A 14,441-nucleotide genomic window follows, 5' to 3' on the forward strand; every position below is an offset into this window, starting at 1 on the left:
CCCCCTTGCTCCAGGCGAGGAACCAACCGACCGATCGTTCGGTTCAATGGTCGCCGGCGAGGCCCGGGGGTGTCAAGGCTGTGGACAACCTCGGTAAGGTCGGCCCGGACGCGGTGGGCGCGGGGGCGGCCGACACGGCGCGGGACACGGGCAACCGGACGCGGACGCGACGGGCCGGGCCGGGCCGGACACGGCGGATCGGGCACGACGGATCGGCGCATCGGATCGGGGAGGGCATGGAGCCACAAGCGCGGACGCACCGGGAGACGCACCGGGAGGGGACGTCGCCGTCGGGCGTGATGGCGCTCCCGCCCGTGGCCCGGACGGTCGTCGCGGTCGTGCTGGGGGCCGTCGCCGTGTTCGTCGCGGTCCACCTGACGGCGGTCTTCCTGCACGTCGCCCCGTCGAACACCGTCAGCAGGCAGTACGGCGAGGCGGTCGAGGAGTACGTCTACCCGGAGTTCGAGCAGAACTGGAAGCTGTTCGCGCCCAACCCGCTCCAGCAGAACATCGCCGTCCACGCCCGCGCCGAGGTGCTCCGGCCGGACGGCACCACCGAGCGGACCGGCTGGGTGGACCTGTCGGCCATGGACGCCGAGGGCATCCGCGGCAACCCCTTCCCCAGCCACACCGAACAGAACGAGCTGCGCCGCGCCTGGGACTTCTTCACCGGTTCGCACGACGCGGAGAACCGGCCGAACGGCCTGCGCGGCGAGCTCTCCGAGGAGTACCTGCGGCGGATCGTGATGCTGCGCTTCGGGCCCGAGCTCAACGGCGGAGAGGTCAGGCGCGTCCAGGTGCGGTCGGCGACCACGCCGGTCGCCCCGCCGCCGTGGAGCGGCGAGAGCATCGACACCGAGACCACGTACCGGACGCTGCCCTGGTGGGCGGTCGACCGCTCGGACGTTCCGGAGGGCAAGTGACGCAGTCCGAAACCGGCGGGACCGGCCCGTCCGTCCCCGCCGTCCCCGAGCCCCGGGCCGCGGAGGACGCCGAGAGGGAGGGGGCGCGGGACGCCGAGAGGGAGGGCGCTCCGCGGCCGTCCCGGGACCCGGACCCGGACTCGGTCCGCTCCCTGGCGCGGCGGTTCGCCGCGAGTGCCGACCGCGCGGTCGTCGCCGGCGTCACCAAGGTCACCGACCGTGCCCTGGGCCCGTACCAGACCGCGGTCGTGCGGATCGGGTTCTCCTTCACCTGGCTGGCCTTCCTGCTGTTCGAGTGGCCGAACCGGCGCGAGCTGTACGGGCCGGACGGCCCCTGGAGCTGGGAGCTGGGCAGCAGGCTGGTCGAGAGCAACCATGCCTTCACGGTGCTGCTGTGGTCCGACGGCACCCTCTGGTTCGAGACCGTCTACGCGCTCGCGGTGCTCGCCTCCGCCGCCCTGCTGGTCGGTTGGCGGACCCGGACGATGTCGGTCCTCTTCATGATCGGCGTGCTCTCGCTCCAGAACCGCAGCGTCTTCATGGGCGACGGCGGCGACAACGTCGTCCACCTGATGGCGATGTACCTGGTGCTCACCCGGTGCGGCCGGGTCTGGTCCCTGGACGCCCGCCGGCGGGCCCGGCGCCCCGCGGACGACCCGGGCACCGATCCGCTGGGCATCGCGCTGTGGGCGGTGCTGGGGACGGCCCTGCTGGTGGCCACCGTGCGCGGCGAGGTCGGCTGGTTCGGCGAGGACGGCCCGGTGCCCTTCGTCGGCTGGGCGACCGTCCTGTGGAGCCTGTGGCTGGTGTACGGCCTGTGGTGGTGCGTACGGCCCACCCGACCCGCCGGCGCGGACGCGGGGGAGGACGGCGGCGCGGACGCGGGCGAGGACCGCGGGGCGGAGACGGGGCGGAAGGCCGACGTCCGCCGCCTGATGGACATCCTCGGCAACGTGGTCCACAACGCCGCCCTGCTGGTGATCATGGCCGAGGTCTGCCTGATCTACGCGACCGCCGGCTGGTACAAGATCCAGGGCTCGCGCTGGCAGGACGGCACCGCCGTCTACTACCCCCTGAACCTGGACTACTTCGCCCCCTGGCCCGCCCTCTCCGAGGTATTGGGAAGCAGCGGACCGATGGTCATGGTGCTGAGCTACGGCACGGTGATCGTCCAGGTCGCCTTCCCCTTCACCCTCTTCAACCGCCGGGTGAAGAACGTGCTGCTCGCCCTGATGATCCTGGAGCACGCCTCCATCGCCGTCGTCCTCGGGCTGCCGTTCTTCTCGCTCGCCATGATCGCCGCCGACGCCGTCTTCCTGCCGACGGTCTTCCTGGTCTGGCTGGGCGGCCGGGCGGCGCGGCTGGGCCGTCGCCTCCGCCTCCGTCCGCGCTCGCGGGGAGCGGCGGAGCGGGAGGAGACGGACGGCGCCTCCGGCCCCGCACGTACCCTCGTGGGGTGAACGGCAGCGAGACCAGGCCCCGGGGGGCGGACGGCGATCCGACGGACGGCGAGCCGGTGCAGTACGACGAGGGCTACGGACCGCAGGTGGGGGTCGGCCCTCATCCCGAGCCGTGGCCCACGGACGAGCGGTACGACCCCGAACTGCTGGCCCACGGCGACCGGCGCAACGTCGTCGACCGCTACCGCTACTGGCGGCGCGAGGCGATCGTCGCCGACCTCGACACCCGGCGGCACGACTTCCACGTCGCGGTGGAGAACTGGACCCACGACTTCAACATCGGCAGCGTCGTCCGCACCGCCAACGCCTTCCTCGCCGGGAAGGTCCACATCGTCGGCAAGCGCCGCTGGAACCGGCGCGGCGCGATGGTCACCGACCGGTACCAGCACATCGTCCACCACCCGGACGTGGCGGCCCTCGCCGACTGGGCGCGCGCCGAGGGGCTGCCGATCATCGGCATCGACAACCTCCCCGGCGCGGTGCCGCTGGAGACCACCGAGCTGCCGCGCCGCTGCGTGCTGCTGTTCGGACAGGAGGGGCCGGGACTGACCGAGGAGGCGTGGAAGCACGCCGAGAAGGTCTGCTCCATCGCCCAGTTCGGCTCCACCCGGTCCATCAACGCGGGCGCGGCGGCGGCCATCGCCATGCACGCCTGGATCCGCGCGCACGCCGAGATCGGCTGACCGCCCGGATCGACCGACCGCCGCGCCCCTCGACGGTCCGCCCTCAAGCGGCGGGCGCGACGGGCGGGTTGGCGGGGGAGAACTCCGGGGCGCTCCAGCGCGGTCCGCCGCCGCGGGCGAACTCGACCACACCGGTGACCGTGAAGTCCACGATCCGCTGGGCGCCGGGGACGGCCGCGGCGCGGGAGGCGGACCAGTCCACCCGGGCCTCGCCGGTGACCTGGAGGAACCCGCCGGTGGACCAGTCGGGGAAGAGCAGCCCGGCGGCCGGGTTCTGCTCCAGGTTGCCCAGCGTCATGTACATCGAGTTGCCCCGGTACTCCGGCCAGCACAGCCGGTCCGGCCCCAGGACCCGGACGAAGCCCGGATTGCCGCCCCGGTGCGAGGCGTCGGCCGAGCCGTCCTCCGCCGCCGTCGCGACGAAGAAGGTGTCGGCGGCGGCGATCGCCTCCCGCTGCCGGGGAGCGAGCGCGTCCCCGCGGACGGGGGCCGGGCCGTCCTCCGGTGGCGGGTGCTCCCCGGTGACCGAGCGGCGCTGGATGTACTTGGGGCAGTTCGAGTAGACCTGCTCCGTGGTGATCCGCAGGCCCGCGCCGTCCGGGCGCGCGGTGCCGTTGAACCGCATCCGGCGGCGGGTGGCCGGCTCGACGGCGATCGCGCCGACGTGCGCCGGGCCCGCGCCCAGCGGACCGGCCAGCGGATCGCCGGGGCGCGGCAGGCCGCGGACGACGACGGTCCGCTCGTCCACGGCCTCGACGAATCCGGGCGGACCGGTCAGCGGTGACGCCCACAGCCGGCCCTCGACGTCCGCCGCGCCCAGGACGAGCAGGCGGCGTTCGGCGAGGAAGGCCGCCGCGACGGGCGGGACGGTGCCGTGGATGCTCCGACCCACGTGGTCGGCCGCTTCGGCGGCGCCCGCCCGGCGTTGCACGGCGCGCTCGCCCGGGTGGTAGACGGTCGTCGCCTCGGTCGTCGTCATGGTGTGCCCGCTCCTCCTCGCGTCCTCGCGTCGCCGTCTCGCGGCTCTGTCGTCCCGTGGCTCCGGCCGGGCCGAGGCTCAGAAGAAGCCGCAGGTGGGCGCGGTGCCGCTGGGGGCGGGCGCCTCGTCGGCGCCGGCGGGGGAGTAGATCTCCAGCCGGATGCCGTCGGGGTCGGTGAAGAAGATCCCGCCGGACGCGGCGCCCTCGCCGTGCGGGACGACGCCGTCGTAGGCGAACTCGGCGCCCACCTCGCGCAGGACGGACTCGACGGCCCGCACCTCCTCGACCGTGTCGACCTGGAACGACAGGTGGTGCAGGCCCGGACGGCCGGTCGCGAAGCCGCCCTCGCTCTGCTGCCAGAGGGTGACCACGAGCTGCCCGTCGCGGGTGAGGAAGGCCCAGCGGCGGTCGCCGTCGCGGCCCTCGTGGGCGGCCTCGAAGCCGAAGACCCGCCGGTAGAAGGCGAGGGAGCGGTCGAGGTCGGTGACGTTCAGGCCGACGTGGCCGGTGCGCAGGGTGGCCGGTGCGGCGGTCGTACGGGTCGCGCTGGACATGGGGGTCCCCCTCTTTCGGTGGTCGCCGGCCGATCCGGACTAACCGTTACCGCTGAACATAGGGGTTAGATTCGTGGGCGTCAACCGGTACAAGGGTCTATAGGGGTTAGAGGGTTAGGATGGGGCCATGCCTGCCGACGACCCGCGCCCGCTGATCGGCGAACCGCTCTCGCTGGACCTGCTGAACACCCGCTGGGTGGAGGACGGCGCGGCCCGGGACCTGCTCACCGGGGTCGACGGACTCGCGATCTGGCTGGGGTCGGCGGGCCTGGCCGACCGCTGCGTCGCCGACGAGGCGGCGCTCGCCGCCGTGCTGCGGGCGCGCGAGGCGCTGGCCGCGGCCGTCGCCGACCCCGCCGGGCCCTCCGAGGAGGCGCGCGCGGGGCTCAACGAGGTCCTGGCACACGGAAGGGTCCGCCGGGTGCTGTCACCCGACGGACCCCACGACGACGTCGAGGCCGACCCGCCCGCCTGGCTGGCCGCCTGGCTGGCCGTCGACGACTATCTGCGACTGTTGAGGCTCGACCCGACCCGCATCCGCCGCTGCGCGCATCCGAAGTGCGTGCTGCACTTCTTCGACACCTCGCAGAACCGCAGGCGGCGGTGGTGCTCGATGGCGGTCTGCGGCAACCGGGCCAAGGCGTCCCGGCACTACGCCCGCACCCGGGACTGACCACCCGGGACCGACCACTCGGGGCCGACCGGGCGCGGGCGTGGCCGGGAGGACGGAAGGCGTCAGGCCGGGCGGCGCACCTCCACCATGCGGAAGCGGCTCGCCACGAAGGCGCCGTCGCACAGCGCCGCGTTGGCCGCCGGGTTGCCGCCGGAGCCGTGGAAGTCGGAGAACGCCGCGGTCTGGTTGACGTACACCCCGCCCGTGAGGTTCAGCGAGAGCTGGGCGCACTCCTCCAGGCAGGCGTCCTCGACCAGCCGCTCCACCTCCGGCGAGGTGGTGTACGCCCCGACCGTCATCGCGCCCTTCTCCCGGACGGTGCGGCGCAGCAGGGCGACCGCGTCGGCGGTGGAGTCCACGGCGACGGCGAAGGACACCGGGCCGAAGCACTCCGACATGCAGACCGACGCCGACTCCGGCCCGGCGCCGTCCAGCTTGACGATCACCGGGGTGCGGACCGTGGCGTCGGGGAACTCCGGGTGGGTCACCGCGCGGGAGGCGAGGGCGACCTCGCCCAGCTCCGCCGCGCCCTCCAGCCGCTCCCGCACCCCCGGGTTGACGATCGCGCCCAGCAGCGCGACCGCCCGCTGGTCGTCGCCGAGCAGTTTGTCCACCGCGCCCGCCAGGTCGGAGACCACCTCGTCGTAGGACTTGTGGCCCGCGTCGGTGTCGATGCCGTCCCGCGGGATCAGCAGGTTCTGCGGGGTGGTGCACATCTGGCCGCTGTAGAGGGAGAGGGAGAAGGCCAGGTTGCCCAGCATGCCGCGATAGTCGTCGGTGGAGTCCACGATCACCGTGTTGACCCCGGCCTTCTCGGTGAAGACCTGGGCCTGGCGGGCGTTGGCCTCCAGCCAGTCGCCGAAGGACGTCGAGCCGGTGTAGTCGACGATCCGGACCTCGGGGCGGACGGCCAGCTCCTTCGCGATGCCCTCGCCGTCCCGCTCGGCGGCCAGCGCCACCAGGTTCGGGTCGAAGCCGGCCTCGGCGAGCGTCTCGCGGGCGACCCGCACCGTCAGGGCGAGCGGGAGGACCGCGCGCGGGTGCGGCTTGACCAGCACCGGGTTGCCCGTGGCCAGGGAGGCGAACAGCCCCGGGTAGCCGTTCCAGGTCGGGAAGGTGTTGCAGCCGATCAGCAGCGAGACGCCCCGCGGCACCGCGGTGAAGCGCTTGGTCAGCCGGAGCGGGTCCCGCTTGCCCTGCGGCTTCGTCCACCCCGCCTCCGCCGGGACGCGGGTCTGCTCGACGTAGGCGTACGCCACCGCCTCCAGGCCGCGGTCCTGGGCGTGCGGGCCGCCGGCCTGCATCGCCATCAGGTACGCCTGCCCGCTGGTGTGCATCACCGCGTGGGCGAACTCGTGGGTGCGCGCGTTGATCCGGGCCAGGATCTCCAGACACACCGCCGCCCGGACCTCGGGACCCGCGTCCCGCCAGGCCGGCATCGCGGCGCGCATCGCGGGCAGCAGCACGTCGACGTCGACGTGGGGGTACTCGGTGCCCAGCTTCAGGCCGTACGGCGAGACCTCGCCGGCCACCCAGCCGTCCGTGCCGGGCTGGTCCAGGTCGAAGCGGGTGCCGAGCAGCGCGTCGAACGCGGCCTTGCCCTCCGCGGCGCCCAGGGAGCCGTGCTCCTCGCCGTATGCCTTGGGGTGCTCCGGATAGGGGGACCAGTAGTCCCTGGTGCGGATCGCCTCCAGCGCCCGGTCCAGCGTGGGGCGGTGCTTCTCCACGAGCTGCGCCGGGACCGCCGGCGGGGCCTGGGTGGGTGCGGTGGCCATCGGGACCAACTCCTCGTCGAGCGGGTGTACGGGCTGCGCGCACGCGGGCAGTGCGCGTCCGGACGGACAGGTAGATACTGCTACCGAACGATCGGTCGGGCAAGGGGGAGCGGAGACCTGTGGATAACATCGGGGCCATGCCAGCCAAGCCGTCAGCCAAGGCGCCCCGGCGCGACACCTACACGCCCGAATCGCTCCTCGCGGTGGCCGTGGAGGTCTTCAACGAGCGTGGGTACGACGGCACTTCCATGGAGCACCTCTCCCGCGCGGCCGGGATCTCCAAGTCGTCCATCTACCACCACGTGCGGAGCAAGGAGGAGCTGCTGCGCCGGGCGATATCCCGCGCGCTCGACGGCCTCTTCGCCGTGCTGGACGAGCCGGAGGCCCGCGAGGGGCGGGCGATCGAACGGCTGGAACACGTCACCCGCCGCACCGTCGGGGTCCTGACGGCCGAGCTGCCCTACGTCACGCTGCTGCTGCGGGTGCGCGGCAACACCCGCACCGAGCGCTGGGCGATGGAGCGCCGCCGCGAGTTCGACCACCGGGTCGCCGAGCTGCTGAAGGCCGCCGTCGCCGAGGGGGACCTCCGCGCCGACCTCGACGCCCGGCTGACGACGCGGCTGCTCTTCGGAATGATCAACTCCGTCGTGGAGTGGTACCGACCCCTGCCCGGCGGCGCCTCCGACGGCGAGCGGATCGCCGACACGGTCGTGCGGCTCGCCTTCGAGGGCCTGCGCGGGCAGTAGGCGGGAGGAAGCGATCCGGCTCACGGCTCCGGTTCGAGGTCGGTCTCCTCGAAGACCAGGAGCGTACGGGTGCTCAGCACCTCCGGAATCGCCTGGATGCGGGTGAGCACCAACTCCCGCAGCGCCCGGTTGTCGGCGGTGTGCACCAGCAGCAGGACGTCGAAGTCCCCGCTGACCAGCGCGATGTGCGCGGCTCCGGGAAGCGCCTTGAGCTTCTCGCGCACCGTGCGCCAGGAGTTCTGCACGATCTTCAGCGTGATGTACGCCGAGGCTCCCTGGCCGGCCCGCTCGTGGTCGACGCGGGCCGCGAAGCCGCGTATCACCCCGTCCTCGACCAGGCGGTTGATCCGGGCGTAGGCGTTCGCCCGCGACACGTGCACCCGCTCGGCCACCGACCGTATCGACGCTCTGCCGTCCAGTTGCAGCATCCGCAGGATGGCCCGGTCGACCGGGTCGAGCGGACGGGCCGCCGGCCGGTGGTCACTCTCCGGTTCCACGGGAGCCATCCGTTCTTCCGACATGGCCTGCCGCCTCCCCTCGATGGACGTCCTGCCGACATCCCACGCGTTGCAGAACCGTTTGTCCACAGGGCCTCCCCACCCGTAGCCAAAATGCGCCAGTGACCGAACAATCGGTAGGGAAGCCCGTCACCCTGCGTGGCTCCGCGTTCGCGATGCCCCCTACCAGGAGGTGCACGACATGACGGTCCTGGAACAGCCAGGCGCCTACCGCCCCGCGCCGCCCCCCGCCTGGCAACCGCGCACCGATCCCGCGCCGCTGCTGCCGGACCCGGAGCCGTACCGGCTGCTGGGCACCGGCGCCGACCTGGACCCGGAGCTCCTCGGGACGCTGTACGGGCACCTGGTGAGGGGCCGCCGCTACAACCGGCAGGCCACCGCGCTCACCAAACAGGGCCGGCTCGCCGTCTACCCCTCCTCCACCGGGCAGGAGGCGTGCGAGGTGGCCGCCGCGCTGGTCCTGGAGGAGCGCGACTGGCTCTTCCCCAGCTACCGCGACACCCTCGCCGCCGTCGCCCGCGGCATGGACCCGGCCGAGGCGCTCGGCCTCCTCCGCGGCGACTGGCACACCGGGTACGACCCCCACGAGCACCGCGTCGCCCCGCTGTCCACCCCCCTGGCCACCCATCTCCCGCACGCCGTCGGGCTCGCCCACGCCGCCCGCCTCAAGGGCGACGACGTGGTGGCCCTGGCCATGGTCGGCGACGGCGGGACGAGCGAGGGCGACTTCCACGAGGCCCTGAACTTCGCCGCCGTCTGGCGCACCCCGACCGTCTTCCTCGTCCAGAACAACGGCTTCGCGATCTCCGTCCCCCTGGCCAAGCAGACCGCCGCGCCCTCGCTGGCCCACAAGGCCGTCGGCTACGGCATCCCGGGCCGGCTGGTGGACGGCAACGACGTCGTCGCCGTCCACCGGGTGCTCTCCGAGGCCGTCGAGCGCGCCCGGCGCGGGGAGGGCCCCACCCTCGTGGAGGCGGTCACCTACCGGCTGGACGCCCACACCAACGCCGACGACGCCACCCGGTACCGCGACGACGCCGAGGTCGAGACCTGGCGCGAACACGACCCCGTGGCGCTGCTGGAGCGCGAGATGACCGCCCGCGGCCTGCTCGACGAGGCCGGGAAGGCCAGGGCGCACGAGGAGGCCGAGGAGATGGCGGCGCGGCTGCGCGCGCGGATGAACGAGGACCCGGTGCTCGACCCGATGGCCCTCTTCGACCACGTCTACGCGGAGAAGACCGCGCAACTGAGGGAGCAGGCCGAGCGGCTGCGCGCCGAACTGGAGGCCGAGGAGAGCGCCGAGGACGGCCAGGAGGGGGACGAGCGATGACGACCGCCACCACCGGAACGGGGAAGGGCGCCCGGAGGTCCGGAGCCGCCCGGGCCGCCGGCAAGCCCGCCACCATGGCCCAGGCCCTCACCCGCGCCCTGCGCGACGCCATGGCCGAGGACCCGTCCGTCCACGTCCTCGGCGAGGACGTGGGCACGCTCGGCGGCGTCTTCCGGATCACCGACGGCCTGGCGGCGGAGTTCGGCGACGACCGCTGCACCGACACCCCGCTGGCCGAGGCCGGCATCCTGGGCACGGCCGTCGGCATGGCGATGTACGGGCTGCGGCCCGTGGTGGAGATGCAGTTCGACGCCTTCGCCTACCCGGCGTTCGAGCAACTCCTCAGCCACGTCGCCAAGATGCGCAACCGCACCCGCGGCGCGCTGCCGCTGCCCATCACGATCCGCGTGCCCTACGGCGGCGGGATCGGCGGCGTGGAGCACCACAGCGACTCCTCCGAGGCGTACTACATGGCCACCCCCGGCCTCCACGTGGTGACCCCGGCGACCGTGGCCGACGCCTACGGGCTGCTGCGGGCCGCCATCGCCTCCGACGACCCGGTGGTCTTCCTGGAGCCCAAGCGGCTGTACTGGTCGAAGGCCGACTGGTCGCCCGAGGCGCCGGAGCCGGTCGAGCCCATCGGTCGCGCCCGGGTCCGCCGCGCGGGGACGTCCGCGACGCTGGTCACCTACGGGCCGTCGGTGCCGGTCTGCCTGGAGGCGGCCGAGGCCGCCCGCGAGGAGGGCTGGGACCTGGAGGTCGTCGACCTGCGCTCCCTGGTGCCCTTCGACGACGAGACGGTCTGCGCGTCGGTGCGGCGCACCGGGCGGGCCGTGGTCGTCCACGAGGCGAGCGCGTTCGGCGGCCCCGGCGGCGAGATCGCCGCCCGGATCACCGAGCGCTGCTTCCACCACCTGGAGGCGCCGGTGCTGCGCGTGGCCGGGTTCGACATCCCCTACCCGCCGCCCATGCTGGAGCGGTACCACCTGCCCGGCGTGGACCGGGTGCTGGACGCCGTCGCCCGGCTCCAGTGGGAGTCGGAGTGGACCGAGCGGCCCGAGGCGTTCGGCGGGGGTGACCACTGATGCCCGAGGTCCGCGAGTTCACCCTGCCCGACCTGGGCGAGGGGCTGACCGAGGCCGAGATCGTCCGCTGGCTGGTGTCCGTCGGCGACGTCGTCGCCGTGGACCAGCCGGTCGTGGAGGTCGAGACGGCCAAGGCGATGGTCGAGGTGCCCTGCCCGTACGGCGGTGTGGTCACCGCCCGGTTCGGCGACGAGGGCGCCGAGATCCCCGTCGGCGCGCCCCTGATCACGGTGGCCGTCGGCGCGCCCTCCGAGGACGGCGGGGGCTCCCGCGCGGAGTCCGGCGCCGGGGCGCCCGCCGCGTCGCGTGCCGAGTCACGGGCCGAAGGAGCCGCCGGGGCGGAGCCGGAGCGCTCGGGGAACGTCCTGGTGGGCTACGGCACGGGCGCCCCCGCGGCCCGCCGGCGCCGGGTCCGCCCGACGGCCCCCACGCCCTCCCCCGCCCCCGTGGCCGCCCCCGCCGCCACGCCCGCCGACACCCGGCCCCCCGCCGGACCCGTCGCCGTGATCTCGCCGCTGGTGCGGCGGCTCGCGCGGGAGCACGGGCTCGACCTGCGCCGGATCACCGGCACCGGTCCGCAGGGGTTGATCCTGCGGGCCGACGTCGAGAGGGCCGTCGAGCGGGCCGCCGAGACGGCCGCGGTCCGCACGGCCGCGCCGGTCGACACCGCTCCCGTCCCCGCCGCGTCCGCCGCGGCCCTCGCGTCCGGCGAGCGCGTCCCCCTGCGCGGCGTGCGCGGCGCGGTCGCCGAGAAGCTCGCCACCTCCCGGCGCGAGATCCCCGACGCGACCTGCTGGGTGGACGCCGACGCCACCGAACTGCTCGCCGCCCGGCGGGCGATGAACGCCGCGGGACCCAAGATCTCCCTGCTGGCGCTCCTCGCCCGGATCTGCACGGCCGCCCTCGCCCGCTTCCCCGAACTGAACGCGACGGTGGACACGGCCGCCCGCGAGATCGTCCGACTCCCCGACGTGCACCTGGGCTTCGCCGCCCAGACCGAGCGCGGGCTCGTGGTGCCCGTCGTGCGGAACGCCCACGAACGCAACGCCACCGACCTCACCGAGGAGATCGCCCGGCTCACCGAGGCCGCCCGCGCGGGGACGTTGAAACCGGCCGAGCTGACCGGCGGCACCTTCACCCTCAACAACTACGGGGTGTTCGGGGTGGACGGCTCGACGCCGATCATCAACCACCCCGAGGCGGCGATGCTCGGCGTCGGACGCATCACCCCCAAGCCGTGGGTGCACGAAGGGGAGCTGGCGGTGCGCCACGTCGTCCAGCTCTCGCTCACCTTCGACCACCGGGTGTGCGACGGCGGCACGGCGGGCGGCTTCCTGCGGTACGTGGCCGACTGCGTCGAGCACCCGGCCGTACTGCTGCGCACCCTGTGAGAGCCATACTCGTGGGGTGACCCACGTGTACGACGCCCTCGTCATCGCGGGCGGCGCGGCCCGTCGGCTCGACGGAGCGGACAAACCGGCCCTCACCGTCGGGGGCCGGTCCCTGCTCGACCGGGTGCTCCACGCCTGCGCGGACGCGGCGCGGACCGTGGTCGTCGGTCCGCGCCGGCCGACCGCGCGCCCGGTGGACTGGGTGCGCGAACAGCCGCCCGGCGGCGGGCCGTTGGCCGCGCTCGACGCCGGGCTGCGCCGCGCCGACCGCGAGACGGTGCTGGTGCTCTCCGCCGACCTGCCGTTCCTGACGTCCGCCACCGTGCGGACGCTGCTGGAGGGCGCGGCGGACCTGGCCGAGGACGGCGACGGCGTGATCGTCGACGACGGCCGCGACCAACCCCTCCTCGGCGCCTACCGCGCCGAGTCCCTCCGGCGCGAACTGGCCCTCCTCGCCGCCGAACACGGGCGGCTCGCGGGTCTTCCCCTGCGGCTGCTCACCGCCGACCTGTCGCTGCGCCGCGTCGCCCCGGCCGACCCCCACGAGTCCCTGGACTGCGACACCTGGGAGGAACTCGCCGCGGCCCGCTCGCGGATCAGGGAGCATGGGCGTGTGCTGAACGAATGGATGACCGCCGTCAAGGCCGACCTGGGCATCGACCTCGACGTCGACACCGCCCTCCTCCTGGACCTCGCCCGGGACGCCGCGCACGGCGTGGCCCGTCCCGCCGCCCCGCTGACGACCTTCCTCGTCGGGTACGCGGCGGCCCGCGCGGGCGGAAGCGCCGAGGACGTCGCCGCCGCCGCGCGGAAGGCCGCCGAGCTCGCCCGCCGCTGGGTCGAGGAGGAGAAGCCGGGGACGGGCCCGGAGGGAAGGTAGAGCCGGATGAGCGGCGACGAACTGGCCGACGCCCTCGCCCTGGCCAACGGCCACCGGACCGGCCGCGCCCTCCGCGGCGAGCCGCGTCACGGCACACCCTCCGACAGCGCTTCCCGGAGCGGCGCTTCCCAGGGCGGTGCCTCCGACCACGGTGCCTCCGACGGCGCCTCCCACGGCGCCGGCCGTCCGCACGCCGAACCGGCGCACGGGACGGCGGAGGGCGCGGAGGACGTGCGGCACCTCGCCTGGCCGCGGGCCCGGGCCGTGGCCGCCCGCGCCGGTGCCGAGCGGCGTGCCGAACCCGTCACCCTGCCCCTGGAGAGCGCCCTCGGCCACCGTCTCGCCGAGCCCCTGACCGCGCTCACCGACCTGCCGGCGTTCGACACCTCGGCCATGGACGGCTGGGCCGTCTCCGGCCCCGGCCCCTGGGAGCTCGCGGACCCGGGGGACGCCCCCGGCGTCCTGGCCGGGGACGACGCCCCGCCCCCGCTCGCCGACGGCCACGCCGTCCGCATCGCCACCGGCGCCCGCGTTCCGCCGGGGGCCACCGCCGTGCTCCGCTCCGAGTACGGCCGGGTGCGCGACCGCCGGCTGCGCGCCCCCAGGGCGCCCCAGCACGGCGCCGACATCCGCCCGCGCGGCCAGGAGTGCCGCCGGGGCGACCACCTGCTGTCCGCCGGCGCGCGGATCACCCCGGCCGTGCTCGGCCTCGCCGCCGCGGCGGGCTGGGACGAGCTGCCCGTCCTGCGCCGGCCCCGCGCGGAGGTGCTGGTCCTGGGCGACGAACTGCTGACGTCCGGCCGTCCCGAGGGCGGCCGGGTGCGCGACGCGCTCGGCCCGATGGTCGGCCCCTGGCTGGCGGCCCTGGGCGTCGAGGTGACCTCCACCCGCCGGCTGGGCGACGACGCCGAGGCGCTGTACGCGGCGCTGGCCGACACCACCGCCGACCTCGTCGTCACCACCGGCGGCACGGCGTCCGGACCCGTCGACCACGTCCACCCCGCGCTGCGCCGGCTGGGCGCGACGCTGCTGGTGGACGGCGTGGCCGTGCGCCCCGGACATCCGATGCTGCTGGCGCGGCTGCCCGCCGGAGCGCACCTCGTCGGGCTGCCGGGCAACCCCCTGGCGGCCGTGTCGGGGCTGCTCACCCTCGCCGAGCCGCTGCTGCGGGCCGCTCCCGGGGCCGGACCGTCCGACACCCCGTTCGCCGAGCCGTCCGTCGAGCCGCCCACCGCCCCGCTCCTGGGCGAGGTGCACGGCCACCCCCGTGACACGCGCCTGGTCCCCGTCGTGCAGGATGGCCGGGGTGTACGGTCCCTGCGTTTCACCGGTCCCGCGATGCTGCGGGGCATCGCCACGGCCACCGCTCTCGCGGTCGTCCCGCCCGGCGGTGCCGCGCCGGGCACCGGCGTGCGCCTCCTGAGACTTCCGTGGGCGTGACGG

General features: G+C 74.8%; 14 protein-coding genes. 10 read left to right on the forward strand and 4 right to left on the reverse strand.

Annotated features, from left to right (window positions below; translation table 11 throughout):
* Positions 1-236: 236 nt before the first annotated feature.
* From ABD335_RS30115 to ABD335_RS30125, 3 genes are all read left to right on the forward strand, one after another.
* Positions 237-923, forward strand: coding sequence for a DUF5819 family protein (locus ABD335_RS30115; RefSeq protein ID WP_344329214.1), 687 nt, complete (start codon positions 237-239; stop codon positions 921-923).
* A 152-nt stretch (positions 924-1,075) separates the two neighbouring features.
* Complete coding sequence (locus ABD335_RS30120) at positions 1,076-2,383, forward strand: HTTM domain-containing protein (RefSeq protein ID WP_344329399.1); 1,308 nt, start codon at positions 1,076-1,078, stop codon at positions 2,381-2,383.
* On the forward strand, positions 2,380-3,066 hold the full coding sequence (locus ABD335_RS30125; protein WP_344329216.1) for a TrmH family RNA methyltransferase: 687 nt from the start codon (positions 2,380-2,382) through the stop codon (positions 3,064-3,066). The genes ABD335_RS30120 and ABD335_RS30125 overlap by 4 nt, the downstream gene beginning before the upstream one ends.
* Before the next feature lie 43 nt (positions 3,067-3,109).
* On the opposite strand, the gene ABD335_RS30130 is transcribed toward ABD335_RS30125, so the two are convergent.
* On the reverse strand, positions 3,110-4,045 hold the full coding sequence (locus tag ABD335_RS30130; RefSeq protein WP_344329218.1) for a pyridoxamine 5'-phosphate oxidase family protein: 936 nt from the start codon (positions 4,043-4,045) through the stop codon (positions 3,110-3,112).
* 78 nt (positions 4,046-4,123) lie between these two features.
* Entirely contained in the window at positions 4,124-4,600 is a 477-nt protein-coding gene (locus ABD335_RS30135; RefSeq protein ID WP_344329222.1) for a VOC family protein, read from the reverse strand.
* Positions 4,601-4,727: 127 nt separating this feature from the next.
* On the opposite strand from ABD335_RS30135, the gene ABD335_RS30140 reads away from it, so the two are divergent.
* Positions 4,728-5,273 carry a CGNR zinc finger domain-containing protein gene (locus tag ABD335_RS30140; RefSeq protein WP_344329224.1) on the forward strand — a complete coding sequence of 182 codons (546 nt, stop codon included), beginning with the start codon at positions 4,728-4,730 and terminating at the stop codon, positions 5,271-5,273.
* 62 nt (positions 5,274-5,335) lie between these two features.
* On the opposite strand, the gene paaN is transcribed toward ABD335_RS30140, so the two are convergent.
* Positions 5,336-7,048, reverse strand: a complete 1,713-nt coding sequence (paaN, locus tag ABD335_RS30145) for a phenylacetic acid degradation protein PaaN (RefSeq protein WP_344329226.1) — start codon at positions 7,046-7,048, stop codon at positions 5,336-5,338.
* Between the two features lie 137 nt (positions 7,049-7,185).
* Between paaN and ABD335_RS30150 the strand changes: the two genes are divergently transcribed.
* The gene (locus tag ABD335_RS30150) at positions 7,186-7,794 is read left to right on the forward strand and encodes a TetR/AcrR family transcriptional regulator (RefSeq protein WP_344329229.1); all 609 of its coding nucleotides are present in this window, start codon (positions 7,186-7,188) and stop codon (positions 7,792-7,794) included.
* Positions 7,795-7,814: 20 nt separating this feature from the next.
* On the opposite strand, the gene ABD335_RS30155 is transcribed toward ABD335_RS30150, so the two are convergent.
* Complete coding sequence (locus tag ABD335_RS30155; protein WP_344329232.1) at positions 7,815-8,315, reverse strand: Lrp/AsnC family transcriptional regulator; 501 nt, start codon at positions 8,313-8,315, stop codon at positions 7,815-7,817.
* 178 nt (positions 8,316-8,493) lie between these two features.
* On the opposite strand from ABD335_RS30155, the gene pdhA reads away from it, so the two are divergent.
* Genes pdhA through ABD335_RS30180 form a run of 5 tightly spaced genes read left to right on the forward strand, consistent with a single transcriptional unit; the run spans position 8,494 to position 14,438 of the window.
* On the forward strand, positions 8,494-9,642 hold the full coding sequence (gene pdhA / locus ABD335_RS30160) for a pyruvate dehydrogenase (acetyl-transferring) E1 component subunit alpha (protein WP_344329235.1): 1,149 nt from the start codon (positions 8,494-8,496) through the stop codon (positions 9,640-9,642).
* Positions 9,639-10,727: an alpha-ketoacid dehydrogenase subunit beta gene (locus tag ABD335_RS30165; protein ID WP_344329237.1), complete on the forward strand. Its 1,089-nt coding sequence runs from the start codon at positions 9,639-9,641 to the stop codon at positions 10,725-10,727. Before pdhA ends, ABD335_RS30165 begins: the two co-directional genes overlap by 4 nt.
* A complete protein-coding gene (locus ABD335_RS30170) occupies positions 10,727-12,118 on the forward strand; it encodes a dihydrolipoamide acetyltransferase family protein (protein ID WP_344329240.1) in 1,392 nt (463 codons plus the stop codon). Before ABD335_RS30165 ends, ABD335_RS30170 begins: the two co-directional genes overlap by 1 nt.
* Positions 12,119-12,134: 16 nt before the next feature.
* Positions 12,135-12,998, forward strand: coding sequence for an NTP transferase domain-containing protein (locus ABD335_RS30175; protein WP_344329244.1), 864 nt, complete (start codon positions 12,135-12,137; stop codon positions 12,996-12,998).
* A gap of 6 nt (positions 12,999-13,004) precedes the next feature.
* Positions 13,005-14,438: a molybdopterin molybdotransferase MoeA gene (locus tag ABD335_RS30180; protein WP_344329247.1), complete on the forward strand. Its 1,434-nt coding sequence runs from the start codon at positions 13,005-13,007 to the stop codon at positions 14,436-14,438.
* Positions 14,439-14,441 lie beyond the last annotated feature (3 nt).

Origin of the sequence: Streptomyces macrosporus, from assembly GCF_039533145.1 — a bacterium.
GTDB lineage: Bacteria > Actinomycetota > Actinomycetes > Streptomycetales > Streptomycetaceae > Streptomyces > Streptomyces macrosporus.